At 65.2% G+C, this 16,951-nt stretch carries 23 protein-coding genes and 2 pseudogenes; 12 read left to right on the plus strand and 13 right to left on the minus strand.

Annotation, left to right across the window (positions count from 1 at the left end):
* Positions 1 to 10: 10 nt before the first annotated feature.
* The 3 genes from ACSGC5_RS01465 to ACSGC5_RS01475 are packed head-to-tail and all read right to left on the minus strand — an operon-like array spanning position 11 to position 1,920.
* On the minus strand, positions 11 to 700 hold the full coding sequence (locus ACSGC5_RS01465; protein ID WP_024476688.1) for an NAD(P)-dependent oxidoreductase: 690 nt from the start codon (positions 698 to 700) through the stop codon (positions 11 to 13).
* Positions 697 to 924, minus strand: a complete 228-nt coding sequence (locus ACSGC5_RS01470) for a hypothetical protein (RefSeq protein WP_197425747.1) — start codon at positions 922 to 924, stop codon at positions 697 to 699. The genes ACSGC5_RS01465 and ACSGC5_RS01470 overlap by 4 nt, the downstream gene beginning before the upstream one ends.
* Positions 925 to 954: 30 nt before the next feature.
* On the minus strand, positions 955 to 1,920 hold the full coding sequence (locus ACSGC5_RS01475; protein WP_218016042.1) for an MFS transporter: 966 nt from the start codon (positions 1,918 to 1,920) through the stop codon (positions 955 to 957).
* A gap of 99 nt (positions 1,921 to 2,019) precedes the next feature.
* Between ACSGC5_RS01475 and ACSGC5_RS01480 the strand changes: the two genes are divergently transcribed.
* The 5 genes from ACSGC5_RS01480 to ACSGC5_RS01500 all read left to right on the plus strand — a co-directional run bounded on the left by ACSGC5_RS01480 (position 2,020) and on the right by ACSGC5_RS01500 (position 5,091).
* Positions 2,020 to 2,604, plus strand: coding sequence for a TetR family transcriptional regulator (locus tag ACSGC5_RS01480; RefSeq protein WP_024476687.1), 585 nt, complete (start codon positions 2,020 to 2,022; stop codon positions 2,602 to 2,604).
* A 100-nt stretch (positions 2,605 to 2,704) separates the two neighbouring features.
* Positions 2,705 to 3,967 carry a hypothetical protein gene (locus ACSGC5_RS01485; protein ID WP_434968845.1) on the plus strand — a complete coding sequence of 421 codons (1,263 nt, stop codon included), beginning with the start codon at positions 2,705 to 2,707 and terminating at the stop codon, positions 3,965 to 3,967.
* A 103-nt stretch (positions 3,968 to 4,070) separates the two neighbouring features.
* On the plus strand, positions 4,071 to 4,307 hold the full coding sequence (locus tag ACSGC5_RS01490; protein WP_024476685.1) for an addiction module protein: 237 nt from the start codon (positions 4,071 to 4,073) through the stop codon (positions 4,305 to 4,307).
* Positions 4,304 to 4,621, plus strand: a complete 318-nt coding sequence (locus ACSGC5_RS01495; protein ID WP_024476684.1) for a type II toxin-antitoxin system RelE/ParE family toxin — start codon at positions 4,304 to 4,306, stop codon at positions 4,619 to 4,621. Before ACSGC5_RS01490 ends, ACSGC5_RS01495 begins: the two co-directional genes overlap by 4 nt.
* A gap of 44 nt (positions 4,622 to 4,665) precedes the next feature.
* Positions 4,666 to 5,091: a hypothetical protein gene (locus tag ACSGC5_RS01500; RefSeq protein WP_231734932.1), complete on the plus strand. Its 426-nt coding sequence runs from the start codon at positions 4,666 to 4,668 to the stop codon at positions 5,089 to 5,091.
* 154 nt (positions 5,092 to 5,245) lie between these two features.
* Here ACSGC5_RS01500 and ACSGC5_RS01505 read toward each other — a convergent pair whose 3' ends face one another.
* Genes ACSGC5_RS01505 through ACSGC5_RS01515 form a run of 3 tightly spaced genes read right to left on the minus strand, consistent with a single transcriptional unit; the run spans position 5,246 to position 7,092 of the window.
* The gene (locus tag ACSGC5_RS01505; RefSeq protein ID WP_120298671.1) at positions 5,246 to 5,440 is read right to left on the minus strand and encodes a hypothetical protein; all 195 of its coding nucleotides are present in this window, start codon (positions 5,438 to 5,440) and stop codon (positions 5,246 to 5,248) included.
* Between the two features lie 37 nt (positions 5,441 to 5,477).
* Positions 5,478 to 6,338 (minus strand): aldo/keto reductase, encoded by an 861-nt coding sequence (locus ACSGC5_RS01510; protein ID WP_060958820.1) that lies wholly within the window; start codon positions 6,336 to 6,338, stop codon positions 5,478 to 5,480.
* 25 nt (positions 6,339 to 6,363) lie between these two features.
* Positions 6,364 to 7,092: a class II aldolase/adducin family protein gene (locus tag ACSGC5_RS01515; RefSeq protein ID WP_396643557.1), complete on the minus strand. Its 729-nt coding sequence runs from the start codon at positions 7,090 to 7,092 to the stop codon at positions 6,364 to 6,366.
* A gap of 158 nt (positions 7,093 to 7,250) precedes the next feature.
* Here ACSGC5_RS01515 and ACSGC5_RS01520 point away from each other — a divergent pair.
* From ACSGC5_RS01520 to ACSGC5_RS01540, 5 genes and pseudogenes are all read left to right on the plus strand, one after another.
* Positions 7,251 to 7,559 (plus strand): annotated as a pseudogene (locus ACSGC5_RS01520) (Rieske 2Fe-2S domain-containing protein); the annotation flags it as partial.
* A gap of 148 nt (positions 7,560 to 7,707) precedes the next feature.
* On the plus strand, positions 7,708 to 7,848 hold the full coding sequence (locus ACSGC5_RS01525) for a hypothetical protein (protein ID WP_434968846.1): 141 nt from the start codon (positions 7,708 to 7,710) through the stop codon (positions 7,846 to 7,848).
* A gap of 161 nt (positions 7,849 to 8,009) precedes the next feature.
* Complete coding sequence (locus tag ACSGC5_RS01530; RefSeq protein WP_434968847.1) at positions 8,010 to 8,732, plus strand: alpha/beta fold hydrolase; 723 nt, start codon at positions 8,010 to 8,012, stop codon at positions 8,730 to 8,732.
* 16 nt (positions 8,733 to 8,748) lie between these two features.
* Positions 8,749 to 9,663 (plus strand): alpha/beta fold hydrolase, encoded by a 915-nt coding sequence (locus ACSGC5_RS01535; RefSeq protein WP_169080437.1) that lies wholly within the window; start codon positions 8,749 to 8,751, stop codon positions 9,661 to 9,663.
* Positions 9,664 to 10,563: 900 nt separating this feature from the next.
* A complete protein-coding gene (locus ACSGC5_RS01540; protein ID WP_267189609.1) occupies positions 10,564 to 10,686 on the plus strand; it encodes a hypothetical protein in 123 nt (40 codons plus the stop codon).
* Positions 10,687 to 10,700: 14 nt separating this feature from the next.
* Here the strand turns inward: ACSGC5_RS01540 and ACSGC5_RS01545 are convergent, their stop codons facing one another.
* Complete coding sequence (locus ACSGC5_RS01545) at positions 10,701 to 11,051, minus strand: winged helix-turn-helix transcriptional regulator (RefSeq protein ID WP_024476679.1); 351 nt, start codon at positions 11,049 to 11,051, stop codon at positions 10,701 to 10,703.
* Positions 11,052 to 11,122: 71 nt separating this feature from the next.
* Here ACSGC5_RS01545 and ACSGC5_RS01550 point away from each other — a divergent pair, with 71 nt between their 5' ends.
* A complete protein-coding gene (locus tag ACSGC5_RS01550) occupies positions 11,123 to 12,130 on the plus strand; it encodes a zinc-binding alcohol dehydrogenase family protein (RefSeq protein WP_434968848.1) in 1,008 nt (335 codons plus the stop codon).
* Between the two features lie 767 nt (positions 12,131 to 12,897).
* Here ACSGC5_RS01550 and ACSGC5_RS01555 read toward each other — a convergent pair.
* From ACSGC5_RS01555 to ACSGC5_RS01580, 6 genes and pseudogenes are all read right to left on the minus strand, one after another.
* A pseudogene (locus ACSGC5_RS01555) lies at positions 12,898 to 13,485 on the minus strand (DEAD/DEAH box helicase); the annotation flags it as partial.
* Between the two features lie 367 nt (positions 13,486 to 13,852).
* Entirely contained in the window at positions 13,853 to 14,035 is a 183-nt protein-coding gene (locus tag ACSGC5_RS01560; RefSeq protein WP_036294314.1) for a helix-turn-helix domain-containing protein, read from the minus strand.
* Between the two features lie 48 nt (positions 14,036 to 14,083).
* On the minus strand, positions 14,084 to 14,893 hold the full coding sequence (locus ACSGC5_RS01565) for a hypothetical protein (RefSeq protein WP_195692259.1): 810 nt from the start codon (positions 14,891 to 14,893) through the stop codon (positions 14,084 to 14,086).
* A complete protein-coding gene (locus ACSGC5_RS01570) occupies positions 14,886 to 15,293 on the minus strand; it encodes a hypothetical protein (RefSeq protein WP_195692258.1) in 408 nt (135 codons plus the stop codon). Before ACSGC5_RS01570 ends, ACSGC5_RS01565 begins: the two co-directional genes overlap by 8 nt.
* 47 nt (positions 15,294 to 15,340) lie before the next feature.
* Positions 15,341 to 15,721: a hypothetical protein gene (locus tag ACSGC5_RS01575; RefSeq protein ID WP_195692257.1), complete on the minus strand. Its 381-nt coding sequence runs from the start codon at positions 15,719 to 15,721 to the stop codon at positions 15,341 to 15,343.
* A gap of 72 nt (positions 15,722 to 15,793) precedes the next feature.
* Positions 15,794 to 16,075: a helix-turn-helix domain-containing protein gene (locus tag ACSGC5_RS01580; RefSeq protein ID WP_036295200.1), complete on the minus strand. Its 282-nt coding sequence runs from the start codon at positions 16,073 to 16,075 to the stop codon at positions 15,794 to 15,796.
* A 213-nt stretch (positions 16,076 to 16,288) separates the two neighbouring features.
* Between ACSGC5_RS01580 and ACSGC5_RS01585 the strand changes: the two genes are divergently transcribed.
* Complete coding sequence (locus ACSGC5_RS01585) at positions 16,289 to 16,930, plus strand: NYN domain-containing protein (protein ID WP_036295197.1); 642 nt, start codon at positions 16,289 to 16,291, stop codon at positions 16,928 to 16,930.
* The last annotated feature ends 21 nt before the right edge of the window (positions 16,931 to 16,951 follow it).

The raw sequence follows: 16,951 nt of genomic DNA on the forward strand, positions 1-16,951 counted from the left end.
GGAGATGCGCCTATCCACTCATCGGGTGCTTTTCTGTCAGTTCACTGGGCCATGCGATGAGTTGCGTGCGAGTGTCGTCCTTGGTGGAAGTCTCCGCGACTGCCGCTCCGAAGTCGGCATAACTGATCGCTTGTCGGGTGAACGCAGTCTCGTCTGTGGAAGGGGAGACTCGTTCCCAGCGTGCTGTCGTCGGCCCCTCCGGTTCGTAGACGGGCGGCGGGATCAGATACGCCCATTCTGATCCTGCGTTGCCCGCTTCGAGGTGGTCGCGCAGCATGGCGTGTGCTCTCCCGCGCGGCAGTGTGGGTTCTGGGAACCGGGGGTCTTGCCAGAACCGTCTGTCTCCAGGGAGTCGGAGTGCTCCTGCTCCGCCGACCGTGACGATCCGGGCCGGAGCGCCGTTGGCCTTGGTGCTTGCCTCGATGAGTCGATCATGTACGGCCACGAGTTCGGTCGGGGCGATGTCCTCACGCAGTCGGATCGCGTTCATGACGACGTCGATGCCGTGCATTGCTTGCGTGAGACTGGCGTTCTCAGCGATGTTCACGACCGTGGAGGTCAGCGATGCAGCAGTCTTGGCGAGCCGCGTGGTGTCTGCCGGATCGCGCAGCGCAGCGGTCGCCTCGATGCCTGCGGGGAGATGAGCGAGGATGGCGGCTCCGGTGCGCCCGGTCGCGCCGAGAATCAGGATGCGAGTCATACAGGTACCTCCGAAGCGGGCGTGCGGGTGAGTCGGGCGAACCCGGTGAGGCTGGCGACGGCGAGCACCATGAGCGCGGCGAGACTGACGAGCAGGATCGGGAAGTCCAAGCCCAGGTAGGCAGTGAGTGGGCCGACGCTGGCACCGAGGAACAGCACGAATCCGTTGAGCGCCATCCCACCGGCCCGGTTCGGGGCGGCGGTCTCGCCGAACAGGGTGATCATCGCGGGCACCGCGAGCGCGACCCCAGTGACTCACACGAGACTCGCCAGCGCCGTGCCCGCGAGGGATGCCGAGAGTGCGGCTTCGATCAGCAGCCCAATCGCGGCGAGGGCGAACCCGGCACGTGCAACCCCCGCGCCGCCGAGACGCTTCGCAATAGCGCCCGCGAAGAGGGAGGCGAACATGCCCGGCAGCCCGACGAGGCGGAGCCAGATCACCTGCGATGAGTCCAGGCAGAGGTCGGTCAGGTGCGGGCCGAGGCCGGTGTACATGCCGACGAACGACAACAGCAGCGTTAGGTGCGCGAGGCTCAGTAGCAGCACCGAGGGGCGTGTGGCGACCCTCCCGACTACGGCGAAGCGACGCACCAGGCTCGCATCGTCTCTGCGACTGTGCGGCTCGGTGACGAGCACGGCGACGCCGATCATGCCGAGGCCGAGCATGATGCCGGAGAGGATGAACACCCACTGCCAGCCCAACGTCAGGCTGAGCGCGGAGGCGAGTACTTGGCCTGCGATCCCGGCAACGAGGAATGCCGTCGACATGGCCCCGATCGCCGTTGCCCGACGCTTCAGCGGGGTCGCTTCGGCCAGATACGCGAGCGCAACCGGCGCGAAACTCGACGCCATCACCCCCTGCACCCCGCGCAGCGCAGCAAGCATCGGCACCGTGGAGGCGAAGCCGCAGGCGATGGTCGCGACGGTGAGATACACCAGGCCGATGAGCATGATCCGCTTCCGCCCGTACTGATCGGCCAACGGCCCCCAGATCAGGAACCCGACCGCATAGCACACGCTGAACACCGTCGAGAGCGCGAACGTCACATCAGAGCCGAGTTCCGCACCGATCGGGGCGATCAGCGGGATTGCCGCGTACAACTGCGTGAGCACCAGCAGCGCCGTGACCACGAGCAGCACGACCACGCCGTTCCCTGCCGGGTGCTCGCGCGCCTCGCCTGCTCCCGCTATCTGTTCCGTCGAGTTCGCAGACACCACCACTCCAAATCCAACGTTTCCGTTGGATTTGACTGTAGTAGGCTAACCGCGAAGACGCAACGTGAGCGTTGGGTTTACCGCACGAGACGGGAGGTGGGAACGATGGGCTGGGATGTTGAGGGCAGGAAGCGCCGCATCCTCGACGCGGCGGTGGCCGAGTTCGCCGCGCACGGGCCGCACGGCACGACCATCGAGCGCATCGCCAAGGCCGCCGGGGTGAACAAGGAGCGCGTCTACACGCACTTCGGGGGCAAGGACAGACTTTTCGCCACCGTACTGCGCGAGGAACTGGCGAAGGTAGCCCGCGACGTGCCCGTCGAATCATTCGCAACCGAGGACGTGGGCGACTACGCCGGGCGCGTCTACGACTACCACCGCGAGCACCCCGAACTCGGCAGGCTCATGCGCTGGGAAGGGCTCGTCTTCGACACCGAAGTACCCGACGAGGCCGAGCGGCGCGAATACTACGGATACAAAGTCGCCGCCATGACCGACGGACAGGCCAAGGGCACAGTAACGAGCGACCTCGACGCCGACCACCTGATGTTCCTCGTGCTCTCACTCGCCGGATGGTGGTCAGCGGTACCGCAGGTCGCCCGCATGATCACCGGAGCCGAGAGCGACGCCGAACACGCACGCCGCCGTGCCTCCGTCGTCACCGCTGCCCGAAGACTCATCGGGCAGTAATCAGGTCACGAAGTTCGCCGAGAAGACTAGTCACTTCATCGAACCGAACTCCGAAAGTTCCCTCGAACTTTGTGACGCCAACTCTTGCCAGCGACACTCTGTGCGACGCTCTCGCGCTGACGCTCGGCTCCATCAGTCATCTGCCCCCTATCTCAGTGAGGGCAGCGTCTACGCCCGCGAAGTCAGCGGCGGAGGCAAGCACAGCCGCACCGTCGCCCTCCCCGCCGAGTACGTGAGCGAGTGGGCGCACCTGTCGTATGCCGCGACCGCCTACGGCGTCCAAGGCGCAACCGTCGATGCCTCCCACACGGCCTTGTCGGAGGCGACGAGCGCGGCAGGCGTCTACGTCGGCATGACGAGAGGCCGCCAACAGAACCAACTCCACGTCGTCGCCGCTGATATGGCGGATGCGCGGGCGCGGTTCGTTGAGGCGATGGAACGCGACCCGGCAGACCGTGGCCTCGACCACGCCACCGCCCAAGCCATCGACGCCGTGCAAGGCCTCGTCAGCGATGGCCCCGTGCAGCTCATCACCGAAGAACTCGCCCGCCTCACCGCCGAAGCCGAACGAGCCGAACGTGCGGCGGAACGCTGGGAGCAGACCGCTGCCAGGTTCGACGCCCAGCGCGCAACACACAAGACCGAGGACGACGAGCACGCCGACGTGCTCCGCCACGCCGAGGACGAGGCGGCGCGCATCCGTGCCGAAATCGCGGAACCGTTGACGGTGCAGGCCGAGGCAGACGGCACCACCTATCTCGATGCTGTCGAGCGCGAGGCCGCCGCAAGCAGCCGACTCGCCACCGTCGGCAGGCTCGGCAGGCGCAAGGCCCGCGCGGAGCACCGCCAGACGAGCGAGCACACCCGGACGGTTCGGGCACGGGTGCGCGAAACATGGGGCGAACCACCCCGCACCACCGACACCCTGCCCGAGTGGGCGGCACGACAGGCCGAGCGTCGCGCCGAGGCCGATCCCCGCGTGATCGACGCCGCCCAGCACGTCGAGGCCGCGCGAGCCGACCGTGACGAGTTGCGGCAGCGGCACGAGCAGGAACGCCGGGCGTTGCTGGTCAGCGAGTACGGGCCGCAGGCGGTGATGCGCCACCGGGTCGGGATGCGACTGCCGAACCCAGCACAGCAAGCAGGACAGGCGCACCAGCAAGCCACCGCGCTCCGAGCCGAGGCCGACTACCTCCGCGCGCTACCGATCCGCGACGCCGCCGCACGGATCGAAACCACCCGCGCCGAGCACGAAGCAAGGCAGCAAGCACTCGCCGAACGCGAACGGCAACTCCGCGAGCCGACCGAACGCGACCCGCGGCGCAACGACCCGCGACATGACGGGCCAGCACGCGGCCTATGAGCATCAGCAGCACGTCGCGTCGGCGTGACGTTCACAGCAGCCCCGCAACCCGAGCCACAGACGCCCAGCGCGATTGTCGGCCGTTCGACGTACACTTGAATACATGACACCCGACACCGCAACTCTGATCCGAGACGGCCTCGCGCTCGACGCCGATCAGCGCGCGGTCGTCGCTAACGCCCTGCTCGAAAGCCTCCATGATGCAGACGACGAGAGCGAGGTCGATGCAGCCTGGCGTGCCGAGGCTACCCGGCGACTGGCCGAGGTGCGTGAGGGTGCGGTCGATCTGGTGGATGCCGACGAGCACTACGAGCGTTTGCGCGCCTTGCTCACCGCATGACCTTGGCCCAGCGAGAGCACCCCGAGGCCGTCGCGGAGTTCGACGCCGCCGTGCGCTGGTACGAAGACCAGGAGCCAGGGATCGGCCTTGCGCTCATCGACCGAGCAAGGCAAGCCCGGAAAGACCTCGACCAATGGCCGAACGCCGCCCCACCATTCACGACCGCTGACGATGGCACCGTGATCCGCAGCAAGGCCGTTCGCGGATACCCGTACCGCATCGTCTACACGGTGGAGCCGGACACGATCCTGATCCTCGCCTACGCCCACGAGCGCCGCGAACCCGGCTACTGGCTCCACCGGCTGAACGACTGAACAGCACGCCGCCGGGCTCATGGCTCGGATCGGGTCTCGCGTACATTTCTGGCGCCGTCGAACCCGGTGGTGAGGTCAGCGAGGAGCAGCTCCGCCGTCTCATGGGGCACGGCCAGGACCCCAACACGAGCGAACAGTTGGGTCGTCCGTACCGCCGATTCGCAAGCACTGCCGAGCGAGTTGCCCGTCGGCTTGAGAAGCTTCCCGAGACCCTCGCTCCCGCTGATAGGGGTGCACAGGTGGCGTTGATCGAGGCGGAAGAGGCAGGGAAACCGACGGGTGTGTTCGGCGAAGTCGGTGAGGCGGGCGAGGTTCTGTCGGGTCTTGACGGCGAGGTAGCGGCCGTTGACTTTCCGGTCTTCGTTGATCTCAAGCAGGGCTTCGGCGGCATGCTGGCGGACGTAGGGGTCTTCGGCGTCGTCGGCGGCGATCTGTGGCCCAGACTTCGCGAATTCGGGCAGGGGTACTAAAGCCCACCCCCTGTTCCCGATCGGGCACACTGCAGAACTTACTCTCTCCCTCGCCGCCATCTGCAGTGCACGCGACTTCGCGATGGTTTGGACGCGGCTGTCGAGCGAGCCGAAGGTGAGGCGAGCAAGGCAGATCGCGCCTACGTTCGAGCCATCACCTTCGCCGCCGGTCAGTTGCTTCGCGCAGTCGCCGAAGTCCACCGGGCAAGCCTGGCGAGCCGTATTCGTCGGCGGTCTCGAGGCAGCGGTCGTGTGTGCAGCGCATGATGGCGGAGAGCCGGTCCTGCGTGTAGTCGAATGTCCAGGAGCCGCGCGAGGCGTTCTGCTGCGTCTCCAGAGCGCGCTGAATTTACCAGATCGGTGACGATTTTGGTGTTCTTGGTGGACTAATGACCGTTCTCGGGCAGGTCAGAGTCCCGCGCGGCGGCTTCGCCGTTGTCGAGGGACGCAAGCGTGGCCATCTGGTCGGTGCTAAGGCGGAAGTCGAAGACCGAGAGGTTCTCGACCAGGCGTTTGGGGTCTGACGATCTCGGCACCGGCACGAGGCCCTGCTGCACGTGCCAGCGGAGCACCACCTGTGCCGCCGTTCGTCCGACGTCCGCCGCGATCTGCACGATCGTCGGGTTCTCCCGCAGCTCGGGCCCGCGGCCGAGCGGGCTCCAGCTCTCGGTCACGATACCGAGCACCTCGTGCGCGCGTCGAGGAACGGTACGGGCGATGTCGGGGCTGAGCTGGATCTGGTTCACGTCGGGCACGACCCCGGTCGCGTCGATGATGGAGGCGAGGTGGGCCGGTTTGAAGTTGGAGACGCCGATGGCTTTGACCCGCCCCTCCTCCAACAGCTTGACGAGACCCTTCCAGGCGTCGACGTAACGGCCTTGAGCCGGGACCGGCCAGTGGCAGAGGAAGAGGTCGAGGTGGTCCACCCCGAGCCGCTCGAGACTATCGTCGTAGGCGCGCTGGACGCCGTCGACGCTGTGCGACTCCTTGTTGAACTTGCTGGTGATGAAGATCTCGTGGCGGGGCAGCCCGGAGTCATGGATCCCCCGCCCGACGGCGACCTCGTTGCTGTACTTGAATGAGGTGTCGATGAGCCGATAGCCGCTCTCGATGGCGACGCGCACGACCTCCTGGCATTCATCGCCGACCATCGGCCAGGTGCCGAGGCCGAGTGACGGGATTCGGTGGCCGTGCAGGAGGGGGAGCAGGGGCGCTGGGGGCGCAGGTTCGAGCTCTTCTGTAGTCATCGGTCGGTGGTCCTATCGTTGGTCGCTATCGGATGCCGAGGCCGGCGTGTTCGAGGTCGGCGAGATGGAATCGCCAGACGTGCTGTTCGTTGAAGGCCGGTCCGAGATCGGGCAGATCGTCGAGGTCGGCCGGCGCCACAGCGGCCGGCGTCACACCAGCCTGAAGGACCTGCAGCTGGATGCGAGCGAGGGCGTCGACGTTGATCGCGTTGATGACGGCGGATTCGACACTCGATCCTGTCGCCGTGAGCCCGTGGCCACGGAGTAGGCAGACCGGGCGATCGCCGAGGGCGTCGACCATGGCGCTGCCGAGCGCGTCCGAGCGGATCAAGACCGACCGGGCAAAAGTGGGGATGCCCGCCAGAGCCATTCGCATCGCCGGGATGTTGTAGGCACCCACCACGCCCAGAAGAGGGACACCGATCAGCGTCAATGCGACGACGGCTGGCGGGTGGGCGTGCACGACCGCGCTCACATCCGGGCGTGCGCGGAGGGTGGCGAGATGCAATGGCAGCTCGTTCGGCGCCGAGTATCCGTCGGGCAGCTCGGTACTCCCATCGAGGCGGACCAGGTGGATGTCGTCGGGCTGCGTGAACTTCAGCCCGCGTTCTTCGCGGCCTCTGCAGCGCACGAGCAGGGAGTCTTCGCCCACTCGAAGGCTGATGTGCCCCAGGATGTCGTCCACGAGCCCTCGCAGAGCGAGGATGCGGCATCCCTCGGCGACGAGCAGCCGTTCCTCTGAGTAGTCGGTCACCTGCATTCCGTGCTTCTCCAATCGATCCGGTGGTCGTTCTCCAATTGACCGCTTCCGCACATCAGAGTACATTTCTGCTAGACAGATAACAATCCATACTTCGACGGAGCGTTCAAGATATGACAGACCACACGATCTACGACGATGTCAGACGCGGCATGATCCCTGCCCACATCTACAACGACGAAGAGATCTTCGCGCTCGAGCGGGAGCGCTTGTTCAGTCGCGCGTGGATCTTCGTGGGTCACGAATCAGAGATCCCTCAGCCCGGCGACTACGTGGTGCGGCGAGTGCTCGACGACTCGTTCATCGTGGTGCGCGACGAGAGTGGCTCCGTCAAGGCGATGTTCAACATGTGCCTGCACCGAGGAATGCAGGTGTGCCGGGCGGAAATGGGCAACGCCTCGCACTTCCGCTGCCCGTATCACGGCTGGTCGTACCGCAACGACGGACGAATCGTGGGGCTGCCGTTCCACGAAGAGGCGTACGGTGGCGAGGCTGGCTTCAATCGCAAGGGAGCCAAGACCGAGCTCCTCGCACAACTGGATCTTGTCGCGAAGCAGGGGCTATGCAACGAACCGGGAGGAGAGCGAGGAGGGCGTGGCCTCGGTGGCCGTGGCCGTTCCCTCGGCGAGCGGGCTGCGGTTGGCGATCAACGCATCTGCCCCGGTGTTCCGCTTGCCTCCCCGCAAGGTGAAGACCCTCGTCGCACTCCTCGATGAGGCAGCCGTACGTCTGGCCGACCTGACCTCCTGAAGGCTCGTCGTCTCTTTCCCCTGCGACCTGGTGCAGGGGTCGTTCGGCGCGTTCTGAAGAGAGCTCGAGCCATGCTTGACTGTTGGCGCCGCGCAAGCTATTGTGTCTTCTAGTTAGGAACAAGTTCTGCTCAGCAGATAAATATGCGAAGAGGATGATCAATGCAGATCGTACTGGTGCACGGCGGATGGGTAGGCGGCTGGGCGTGGGACGGCGTCGCCGACGAATTGCGCAGAATGGGGCACGAGGTGATCGCGCCGACGCTGCGCGGTCTCGAAGACGGTGACGTGGACCGCTCCGGCGTCACGATGAGCATGATGGCGCGCGATCTGATCGATCAGGTAAGAGAGCTCACCCAGCTCGACATCGTGCTCGTCGGTCATAGCGGCGGAGGTCCGCTCATCCAACTCGTCGCTGAGGCGATGCCCGAGCGCATCGGCCGGGTCGTCTTCGTCGACGCCTGGGTGCTGCGCGACGGCGAGAGCATTAACGACGTGCTCCCCGATCCGTTGGTCGCAGCGATGAAGGCGCTTGCGAGTCAGTCCGACGACAACACCATCGTCATGCCGCCTGAGCTCTGGGCCGCGACTATGCAGGACATGTCCCCGTTCGAGCAGCAGCAGCTCGCCGCGCTCGAGCCGAGGCTCGTCCCAACGCCGGCAGGCTGGTCCAATGAGCCGATCCGCCTCGACCGGTTCTGGGCGAGCAGCATCCCGTCAAGTTATGTGTTCCTCGCTCAGGACCAGACCGTTCCCGCTGAGATCTACCAGGCCGCGGCCGGGCGGCTTGATAGTCCGCGCACGATCGAGATCGACGGAAGCCATTTGGTGATGCTCACGCATCCGGAGAGGCTCGCACGGGCCCTCGACGCCGTCATTGCCTAACAGGCCTGGGGAAGCTATGGATTCGATTTCACGCCCAGACGACGTCGCGCCGATCTCGTACACCGAACTGGCGCCGTCGGGTGCGCCTGCTCGGTGGATCGTCCTCGTGCACGGGGGTGGTGCCTCGAACGAGTACTATCTCGAGACGCCCGACGGCCGACAGGGCTGGGCGGCACGATTCGTATCGCTTGGCTACGGTGTGCTGGTGGTGGACTGGCTGGGGTTGTCCTATGAGGCGGCCCAACACGTCGATGATCGTGCGGCGTCTGCGCGGCTGGACTATGAGAGCGTGTGCCGAGGGATGGGCGTGTTCCTCTCTGGTCTCGGCCGGAACGTCGTGCTGGTCGTGCACTCGATGGCAGGTCCGATTGGCTTCCGCCTCCTAGAGACGCATGGCGATCTCATCGACGGGCTCGTAGCCGTCGCTCCGGGCCCGCCTGGAAATATACAGGCGGTGCCCGAGATCGTGAGGGAGTCCGACCAGGAGGTCTCCATCCGTGGAGCGGCCATCGACTGGACCATCCCGAAGATGGGTTTCTGGGAACCCACAAGCGCCTTCGTGAACGACAAGGCCATCGGACCCAGCCGGCGGTTCCCCCGCGAGTGCATCGAGGTGTTCCGCCGCACCCTTCGGCCGATCCCGGCCCGGATGCTTTATCAGCGTCAGAACATCGGTGGGAGCCAAATGAGGATCGGGCCGACCGACGCGTTCACGAACAAGCCGATTCTCGTCTTCACGGGTGGAGCCGATACCGACCACCCCTCGCAGCTGGATCAGGACATCGTGGCCTGGCTCACCGATCAGGGCGCCGCCGTCACCTTCTGGTCGTCCGAACTGCCTCTTCTCGCTGGGAACGGCCACATGCTGATGGTCGAAGACAATAGCGACGAGATCGCTGACGAGATCGCGCGGTGGATCACGGCGCTCTGACTCGCCACCGTATCGTCCCGGCCATTATTTCAGCCGACCCGACGTCCCCAACAGCGGAGGAGAACGCCAGTCGTTTCCTTCGTGTCACTCGAGGGAACGCTGTGCCAGCTCGTTGCCGACTACGACTTGGTCGATCGGGCCCTTGCTCGAACTCCTCATTTCATACGTCTGGCGATGGACTCAAGGGAGATGTTCGCCGACGGCCGCGTGCAACTCCAGGTCATCGGTGGACAGCTGAGGCGTCTGCCACGACGCATCGAGACGATCGGTTCGCAGCTCGAACGGAACGTTCGGGCTGAGCATAAGGATGTTCCGAGACCTCCAGGAACGCGGATGGATCGGTTCGTTGGTCGGGGAGCTGACGACCACCCTGGTTGGCGTGGCGCTTATCGTCGCTGCGGTGCTACTTTCGGTCTCGGGGGGTGGCCCCCAGCTCGCCCCGACGTCGCACTCCTACCGTTCCTAGGGGCGGGGTGGTCGGCCTCGCGGGCAGGCTCCTCGTGCTGAGGCCGCTGCGCACCTCCTTGATGCGCACCACGCTGATCGCCGGATCCTGGCAAACTATCCCGCGACGCGAATTCGCAGGGGGTGTCGGCGCGACTTTCGATCGACGTACAGTGCCGTCCGTTAACAAACGATCGGTTCGTGCGACCGAACTGTCGAACGCCTGTGCATCGCTGCGGCGAGTTCCTCATGGCGCAGTACCTGGGTTTCGCTTCCGGAAGAAGATTTCACGAACCCCAGCGACACGGTGTTGCGGTGACGTTCGACGAAAGAGAAGAAGGATGGCCCGGCGAATCCCAATCGCGCGAAGTCTCGCCTTCGAAATGACAGAAGCGCTCCTGTGCTCGCGCGTCGGTTACTTCGCACCTTCTAGGTGTGACGTTATCAATTAGGGTGATGACGACCGGTGACGGGTACCGGTACCTGCTGAACTCTGTCGTGTCCGGTGACGGCGACCGCGACGCCTCGTCTGTGTTGACGCGGTATTACGCGGAGGCCGGGACTCCTGGCTCGATGTAGCGCCGAGGGGGTCGCTACTGGTCGGTTCCGACGTTGTGTTCAACCCAGTCGCGCAGATGCTTCAACGGGGCGGCTGCGCTGTGTCCGAGGTCAGTAAGTTCGTACTCCACGCGAGCGGGAACCTCGGGGTAGACGGTGCGAGTGAGCAGGCCGTGGTCTTCGAGACGCTTGAGGGTCTGGGACAGCACCTTGGGGCTGACGCCTTCCAAGCGTCGTTTGAGTTGCCCGTTGCGTTGCGGCCCGTCTTCGAGCGCACCGATGGCCAGGGCGCTCCACTTGTTGGCGAGCAGGTCGAGCATGTCGCGGCACGGACACATGGCCGCGTACACGTCGTTCCGGTCGCACTCATCCACGGTCTGACTCATACGTTCATGGTATCCGATGGGTACTAGGTTGCCTTGACGGTAACCAGTAGGTCTGGGGAACCATAATTGGCATGACGGCTACGACTGCGATCGGATACGAGAAGAACCTCCCCGCCACCGACCCCGAGGCGCTGACCGCCCGCGAGGTCGAGGTGCCCGAACTTGGACCGCATGACTTGTTGGTCGAGGTCGAGGCGGTCTCGGTGAACCCGGTCGATGTGAAACTGCGGGAAGGCGCTCCTGCGAACGGGTTCAAGGTGCTCGGCTTCGACGCCGCCGGTACGGTGCGCGACGTCGGCTCAGCGGTGACGCTGTTCGCTCCGGGTGACGAGGTGTACTACGCGGGCAGCATCGACCGGCCAGGTACGAACCAGCGCCTGCATGTTGTGGATGAGCGGATTACGGGGCGCAAGCCGCAGGTGCTGTCGTTTGCCGACGCTGCTGCGCTGCCGCTGACGGCGATCACCGCCTGGGAGACCCTGTTCGAGCGGCTCGCCCTTACCGAGGACTCGACCGGCACCCTGCTGGTGATCGGCGCGACCGGCGGAGTCGGATCGATCATGCTGGCACTGGCCGACGCGCTCCTGCCGAACGTCACCGTGATCGCCACCGCCTCCGACGATGAACGCTCCGCCTGGGTGCGCAACCTGGGCGCGGAGCATGTGGTGAACCACCGCGACGACCTGGCTGAGCAGGTGCTCGCCGTCGCGCAGGATGGCGTGGACTGGCTGTTCACCGCGCATTCCGCGGGGCAGATCGAAACCTATGCGCGGATCGTTCGAGCGTTCGGGCATATTGTCGCCATTGACGACGGTCCGCGCGACGTGTTCCCGCTCAAGGGCAAGAGCATCGCTTGGCACTGGGAACTGATGTTCACCCGCCCGCTCAGGCAGACCCCGGACATGATTGAACAGCACCAGCTCCTGAACACTGTCGCTGACCTTGTAGATCAGGGCCGCATCCGCACCACGGCCACAACGACACTCGCGCCGATCTCACCGACCACACTCCGCGAGGCGCACGAGTTGGTCGAGAACGGCCGCACAGTCGGCAAGGTCACCGTCCACAGATGGGAGTAGACTGAAACCGCGCGCACGCGCATGTTCACAGGCGAGTGCGTTTGCAGAACCTCGGCTAGCTGGTCGTCGAGGATCGTGCGCAGCTCCACCCACTTCTTGTCGTCATCCAGCAACCGGACGCGGCGCGCGACGCGGATGAGGTCTTCGAGGATCGCGATCTCAGCGCGGAGTTCACCGATCGACTCGGCCGCAGTGGCAAGGTCGACCACCTGGTCGACACGGGCCTCGAACTGTGCTCGTTCTTCTTCGGAGATTTCTTCATCGAGGTCATCGAACTCGTCGGGGTTGAAGCTTGGCGCCGAAGCGGAGGCGTCCTCGAAGTCGAGTGCGACGCGGCCGGTTGACCACTCGTCAATAGACGCAGTCATGGAGGTGCTGTAGCGGGCCTCGTCGGTCGCGCGCTGCCATTCCCGCAGACGGGTCTCGAGTCGCACTTGGCGTCGCTCGAGCGATCGGAGGATCGCCTCCGGACTTGAGGCGAGGCGTCGCTGCAGCACGGTGAGCGCGAACCCCACGTTGTTGCCGCGCTTCTTGTCGCCCGCCTGCGCGAGCCGTTCCGCACGACCCATCTCGGTGCGCACGTAGCCGGTCACCAGCTCATATAGCTCACGCTCGGGGTCGCTCAGCTCGTACTCGACCGTGTACGCGCGACGCTCGGGGAACAGAGGCTTGCCCTCGAAGGTGAGGAGCTCTTCCTTCACCATGCGCCGCATCAGGCCGCGCGTGTCAGTGCGGTGCACGCCGGCGCGGAACTGGCCCTCGAACCGGTCGCGGTCCAGCAAGGACATGAACAGCTGGAAGTCTTCTTCCTTGCCTGCGTGCGGGGTCGCGGTCATGAGGAGGAAGTTGTGCGCGGTCTCGGCGAGCAGCCGCCCCAGCCGGAACCGCTTCGTCTCGTCGACTTGACCCGCCCATGACGAGTAGTGCGCGGACATGCGATGCGCCTCATCGACGACGACAGCGTCCCAGGTGACGTCGGAGAGCTGCTCGATCAGGTCATCGCTGCGGGAGAGTTGGTCCATCCGTGCGATGAGGAACGGGTGCTCGTCGAACACATTGCGGCCCTGCGCGTCGTCGACCATCTGACGGTTGAAGATCTCGAACGAGAGGTCGAATTTCTGCGACAGCTCTTCCCGCCACTGCTCCACGAGGCCGCCGGGCGCGACGATGAGCGCTCGTTCGCAGTCGGCGCGGAGGATGAGCTCCTTGAGGTAGAGGCCGGCCATGATCGTCTTGCCCGCGCCGGGGTCATCAGCGAGGAGGAACCGCAGCGGGATTCGCGGGAGGAGTTCCTCGTACACTGCGCGGATCTGATGCGGCAACGGATCGACGTCCGAGCTATTCACCGCCGCCATCGGGTCGTAGAGCGCGGCGTACTTGATGCGGAGCGCCTCGGCCGCGAGGCGGAACTCATCAGGGTCGCCGTCGAACGCGGGCGCGTTACCCAGCTCCGTGACTAGTTCGAGCTTGCCGGCATCGAGCTCGGTGATGGTGCGTTCGCCGGTCCGACCCGAGTCATCGCGGAAGAAGATCTCGACGAGCGCGTCGTCCAGCGGTGTCACGCCGACGAGTGTCACCGGCTGCCCGGGCAGGACACCGCGCAGGCGTTGCCCGGCGCGCAGCGATGCCAGCGTCACCGCAGGTGCGTCCACGTGGTTCCTCCCCTGGAAAATGGCAAGTCGATCAGGATACGTCGTGCCGCCGACATCGCGGCCGACTGGGTCAGTCCGGAGATCCTGCGTCCCCTCTGCGTACCCAGTCGTCGACCTCGCTCGCCTGGAACTTCCACAGACGCCCGACCTTGTGCGCCGGCATCCCCTTGTCGGAGATCCAGGCGTAGATCGTGTCCTTGGTCACGCCCAAGTGCTCAGCGATGTCGTCGGCAGAGAGCCACGGCTCGGACATTCACGCCCCCATGCGGATTGAACCGGATTTATCCGGGTATGGCCGATCCTATCGGGACCCCTTGCCCTCGTCGCCATTAAGGTGCCCGACTTCGTCAACGGCCGCCAGCAGCTCTTCGAGGTGCATGTGAATTTCGTCGTACGCCTGCATGAAGAACATCAAGTCCATGTTGAGTGGGGGCGTATCGTCCAGGTCGGCGAGGACCTCTCGAGCCTCGCGGACCGCTGTCTGCAGCCGAGTCTCGATTCCCGGCAGGCTCAGGATCCAGCCGTCGATCACGCTGAACGGGACTGGTGAGAAGTCGTGGGCGTCGACGCCGACGTGGAACTGATGCCCATTCGGGCCATGGTCCCGTGCGTGGGTGTGCCCGTGGATGAGCGGGATGCCGTCGTCCCAGCGCGGGCGATGCGAAGTGTGTCGATCCTGTTCCTGGCTGTCGCCGGCGTAGGGGTAGTGCGAAGCGATGATCCGGTACCCGCGGCGGGTGCCCTCGACGACCTCTGGGAGGATCTCCCAGCCCGCCGCTTCGTACATGGGCAGGAATCGCTCGATCGCCCGTTTCGACTGCGTCGCGGGCGAGACACGATCGTGGTTGCCGGGGACGAGGAGTCGGCGTCCGTGCAGGTGTGCGGTGAGCGGAAGGGATTCAGCGATCGCTCCGAGCGCGAGATCTCCCAGGTGCAGCACGACGGAGTCAGGAGCGACAACGTCGTTCCACCGGCCAATCAGCGCGGCATCCATCTCCGCGACGGTTGAGAAGGGACGGTCGGCGAGCTCGCTGATGCGGGCATGACTGAAGTGGGTGTCAGAGGTCACGAAGTCGACTTGGTCGAAGTCGAACCAGGGGTACTCACGCATCGCCAGGATCCGGGGCGTCGGGATCCATCTCGAAGGCGCGAAGCAGCGTTCGTTCGAGGTCGCTGACCGGCTCCGGCGGCATCCCAGCGATCTCGTCACGCAGCTGACCGAGAGCGGCCTCGATTGCGGTCCGATGCTCGTCGCGCCAGGCGCGAACGCTCGGATCGCGGAGGACTCCGTCGTCACGACTGCCCGGATAGTCGAGCAGGAGCTCGGTCTCGATCGCCGACGCCATTGCGCGTGCATCGACTGCGCTGGTCATGCGGAGAATCGAGAGGTGGGTCGCGGCGTCCGAGCCCGACACCTCGACGAGGTAGCGCTGGATATCGCCATCCTCGCCGTGCGTGGTCGCGACGAGCGAGACCGTGACCGTACGGCCTGCGATTGAGATCTCGCGCATGCTTCCTCCTCGACGTAGAACCGGCCAACCTATCAGGCGGTGATGGATCAGTCAGTCTCCGGCTCGGGATAGATTCGTCCCGGCCGTACGACGTCGTCGTGTCCGGGGATGAAGGCGATCGCGCCCAGTCGGGTCCAGTAGCTGATCAGCCAGCGCTGGATGAGCTCGGTCTGTTCACGGCGTTCGAGGAGTGTCCGTCCCGGGTCTTCGATGACGTCGTCCCACGCGATGCTCGTGAACATCGCGTTCAAGAGTTCGGCGCACGACGGCCCAGTGCCATGTGTGTCCCACCATGCGATCGTCAGCCTGCCGGCTTGGGCTGCGGTGCTGGATCCGGCGGGCTCCTCGATCGTTCCGATCAGGGCGGTGAGGTAGGGATCTTCCACCGCCATGACGAACGACTCCTGGTTGAGTTCCGCAGCGCCCATACAGTGCAGAATGCCATACAGATTAGGCCTCTCCTGGTAGTCGCGGGCTGTCACCCGCAACGCCGAAGTGCCTCAGCGGATCGTGAGGTCGGGCGTCACGCTGGGCAAGAGGTCGGTGAGCTGAACGTCGAGCACCTGAGCTACCGCCAGCAGAGTCTTGACGGTCGGATTCGCGGGAGTTCCGGGCTTCGACTCACCCTTCTCGAGCTTCTGGTACGTGTAGCGGCTCAGGTTGGACTCGTACGCCACACGGTCCTGGCTGTATCCGACACGCGCTCGTTCCCGCTGGATGTTCTGGCCGAGCTCGCGAGCGTAGTGGTCCCACGCATCAGGCGAGGTCGCGGGGGAAGGCACCCATCAAGCGTCACGAGTAGGCCTCTGCAGTAAGGCCTAATCTGTATGGCAATCTCGATGGCTCGACAACCCGGCTCGGACACAAAGACGCCCTCCACGAGGGAGGGCGTCGGGCCACGGTTGGGATGAACAACCGGGCGGGGTGTATCCACACTATACACACGATCGCTGGTAGGAAGGTGATCACCTCGTGCACCGATTTGGAGTCGTCTGTTGTCAGCCTCACCCGTTCCTGGACCGCCGCACGAGCGCCTCATCGTCTACATCGACGGCTTCAACTTCTATCACGGCATGCACGACAAGTTCGGACGCTCGACGCTCTGGATCGACTTCGTCGCACTCGCGCAGAGCCTGCGCCCACGCAGCCACATCGTCGCGGTGAAGTACTTCACCGCACCTGTGCTGGGCGATGCGGGCGCGGCCAGTCGTCAGGCCTACCATCAGGCAGCCGTCGCTGCGCGTCACACCAACGTCTTCAGCGTCACGCAGGGCCGATATCAAGCGAAGACCGTGACGTGCTTCAACTGTCGCGCAACGCGTACGGTGCACGAGGAGAAGGAGACCGACGTCAACATCGCCGTTGCTCTTGTGGGCGACGCCGCTGCGAACGCGATGGACTCGGCACTGATCATCAGCGCCGACAGCGATCTTGCGCCCGCGGTCAGGGCGGCCAAACAATTCCGCCCGCACATGTTCATCGGCGCCGCCTTCCCACCCAAGCGGTTCTCGAGCGAACTCAAGCAGCTGATGCCCGCGTCGTCGCAGATCGGTCGCGACAAGATCCGCCAGGCTCTTCTGCCCGAGAGCTTCACCGTCGGCGCGACCACGTACACCCGACCTCCGAAGTGGCGATGACACGAGCAGCAGCAGCGCCCG

Source organism: Microbacterium sp. bgisy207 (genome assembly GCF_965345035.1).
Taxonomy (GTDB): Bacteria; Actinomycetota; Actinomycetes; order Actinomycetales; family Microbacteriaceae; genus Microbacterium.

What these genes read in the sequence shown, in the direction of transcription:
- ACSGC5_RS01565 (WP_195692259.1), bottom strand. Translation starts at nt 14,893, where the DNA reads ATGCGTGAGTACCCCTGGTTCGACTTCGACCAAGTCGACTTCGTGACC.
- ACSGC5_RS01550 (WP_434968848.1), top strand. Translation starts at nt 11,123, where the DNA reads ATGACGGCTACGACTGCGATCGGATACGAGAAGAACCTCCCCGCCACC.
- ACSGC5_RS01545 (WP_024476679.1), bottom strand. Translation starts at nt 11,051, where the DNA reads ATGAGTCAGACCGTGGATGAGTGCGACCGGAACGACGTGTACGCGGCC.
- ACSGC5_RS01560 (WP_036294314.1), bottom strand. Translation starts at nt 14,035, where the DNA reads ATGTCCGAGCCGTGGCTCTCTGCCGACGACATCGCTGAGCACTTGGGC.
- ACSGC5_RS01535 (WP_169080437.1), top strand. Translation starts at nt 8,749, where the DNA reads ATGGATTCGATTTCACGCCCAGACGACGTCGCGCCGATCTCGTACACC.
- ACSGC5_RS01480 (WP_024476687.1), top strand. Translation starts at nt 2,020, where the DNA reads ATGGGCTGGGATGTTGAGGGCAGGAAGCGCCGCATCCTCGACGCGGCG.
- ACSGC5_RS01490 (WP_024476685.1), top strand. Translation starts at nt 4,071, where the DNA reads ATGACACCCGACACCGCAACTCTGATCCGAGACGGCCTCGCGCTCGAC.
- ACSGC5_RS01470 (WP_197425747.1), bottom strand. Translation starts at nt 924, where the DNA reads ATGATCACCCTGTTCGGCGAGACCGCCGCCCCGAACCGGGCCGGTGGG.
- ACSGC5_RS01575 (WP_195692257.1), bottom strand. Translation starts at nt 15,721, where the DNA reads ATGGGCGCTGCGGAACTCAACCAGGAGTCGTTCGTCATGGCGGTGGAA.
- ACSGC5_RS01540 (WP_267189609.1), top strand. Translation starts at nt 10,564, where the DNA reads ATGACGACCGGTGACGGGTACCGGTACCTGCTGAACTCTGTCGTGTCC.
- ACSGC5_RS01495 (WP_024476684.1), top strand. Translation starts at nt 4,304, where the DNA reads ATGACCTTGGCCCAGCGAGAGCACCCCGAGGCCGTCGCGGAGTTCGAC.
- ACSGC5_RS01465 (WP_024476688.1), bottom strand. Translation starts at nt 700, where the DNA reads ATGACTCGCATCCTGATTCTCGGCGCGACCGGGCGCACCGGAGCCGCC.
- ACSGC5_RS01570 (WP_195692258.1), bottom strand. Translation starts at nt 15,293, where the DNA reads ATGCGCGAGATCTCAATCGCAGGCCGTACGGTCACGGTCTCGCTCGTC.
- ACSGC5_RS01510 (WP_060958820.1), bottom strand. Translation starts at nt 6,338, where the DNA reads ATGACTACAGAAGAGCTCGAACCTGCGCCCCCAGCGCCCCTGCTCCCC.
- ACSGC5_RS01530 (WP_434968847.1), top strand. Translation starts at nt 8,010, where the DNA reads ATGCAGATCGTACTGGTGCACGGCGGATGGGTAGGCGGCTGGGCGTGG.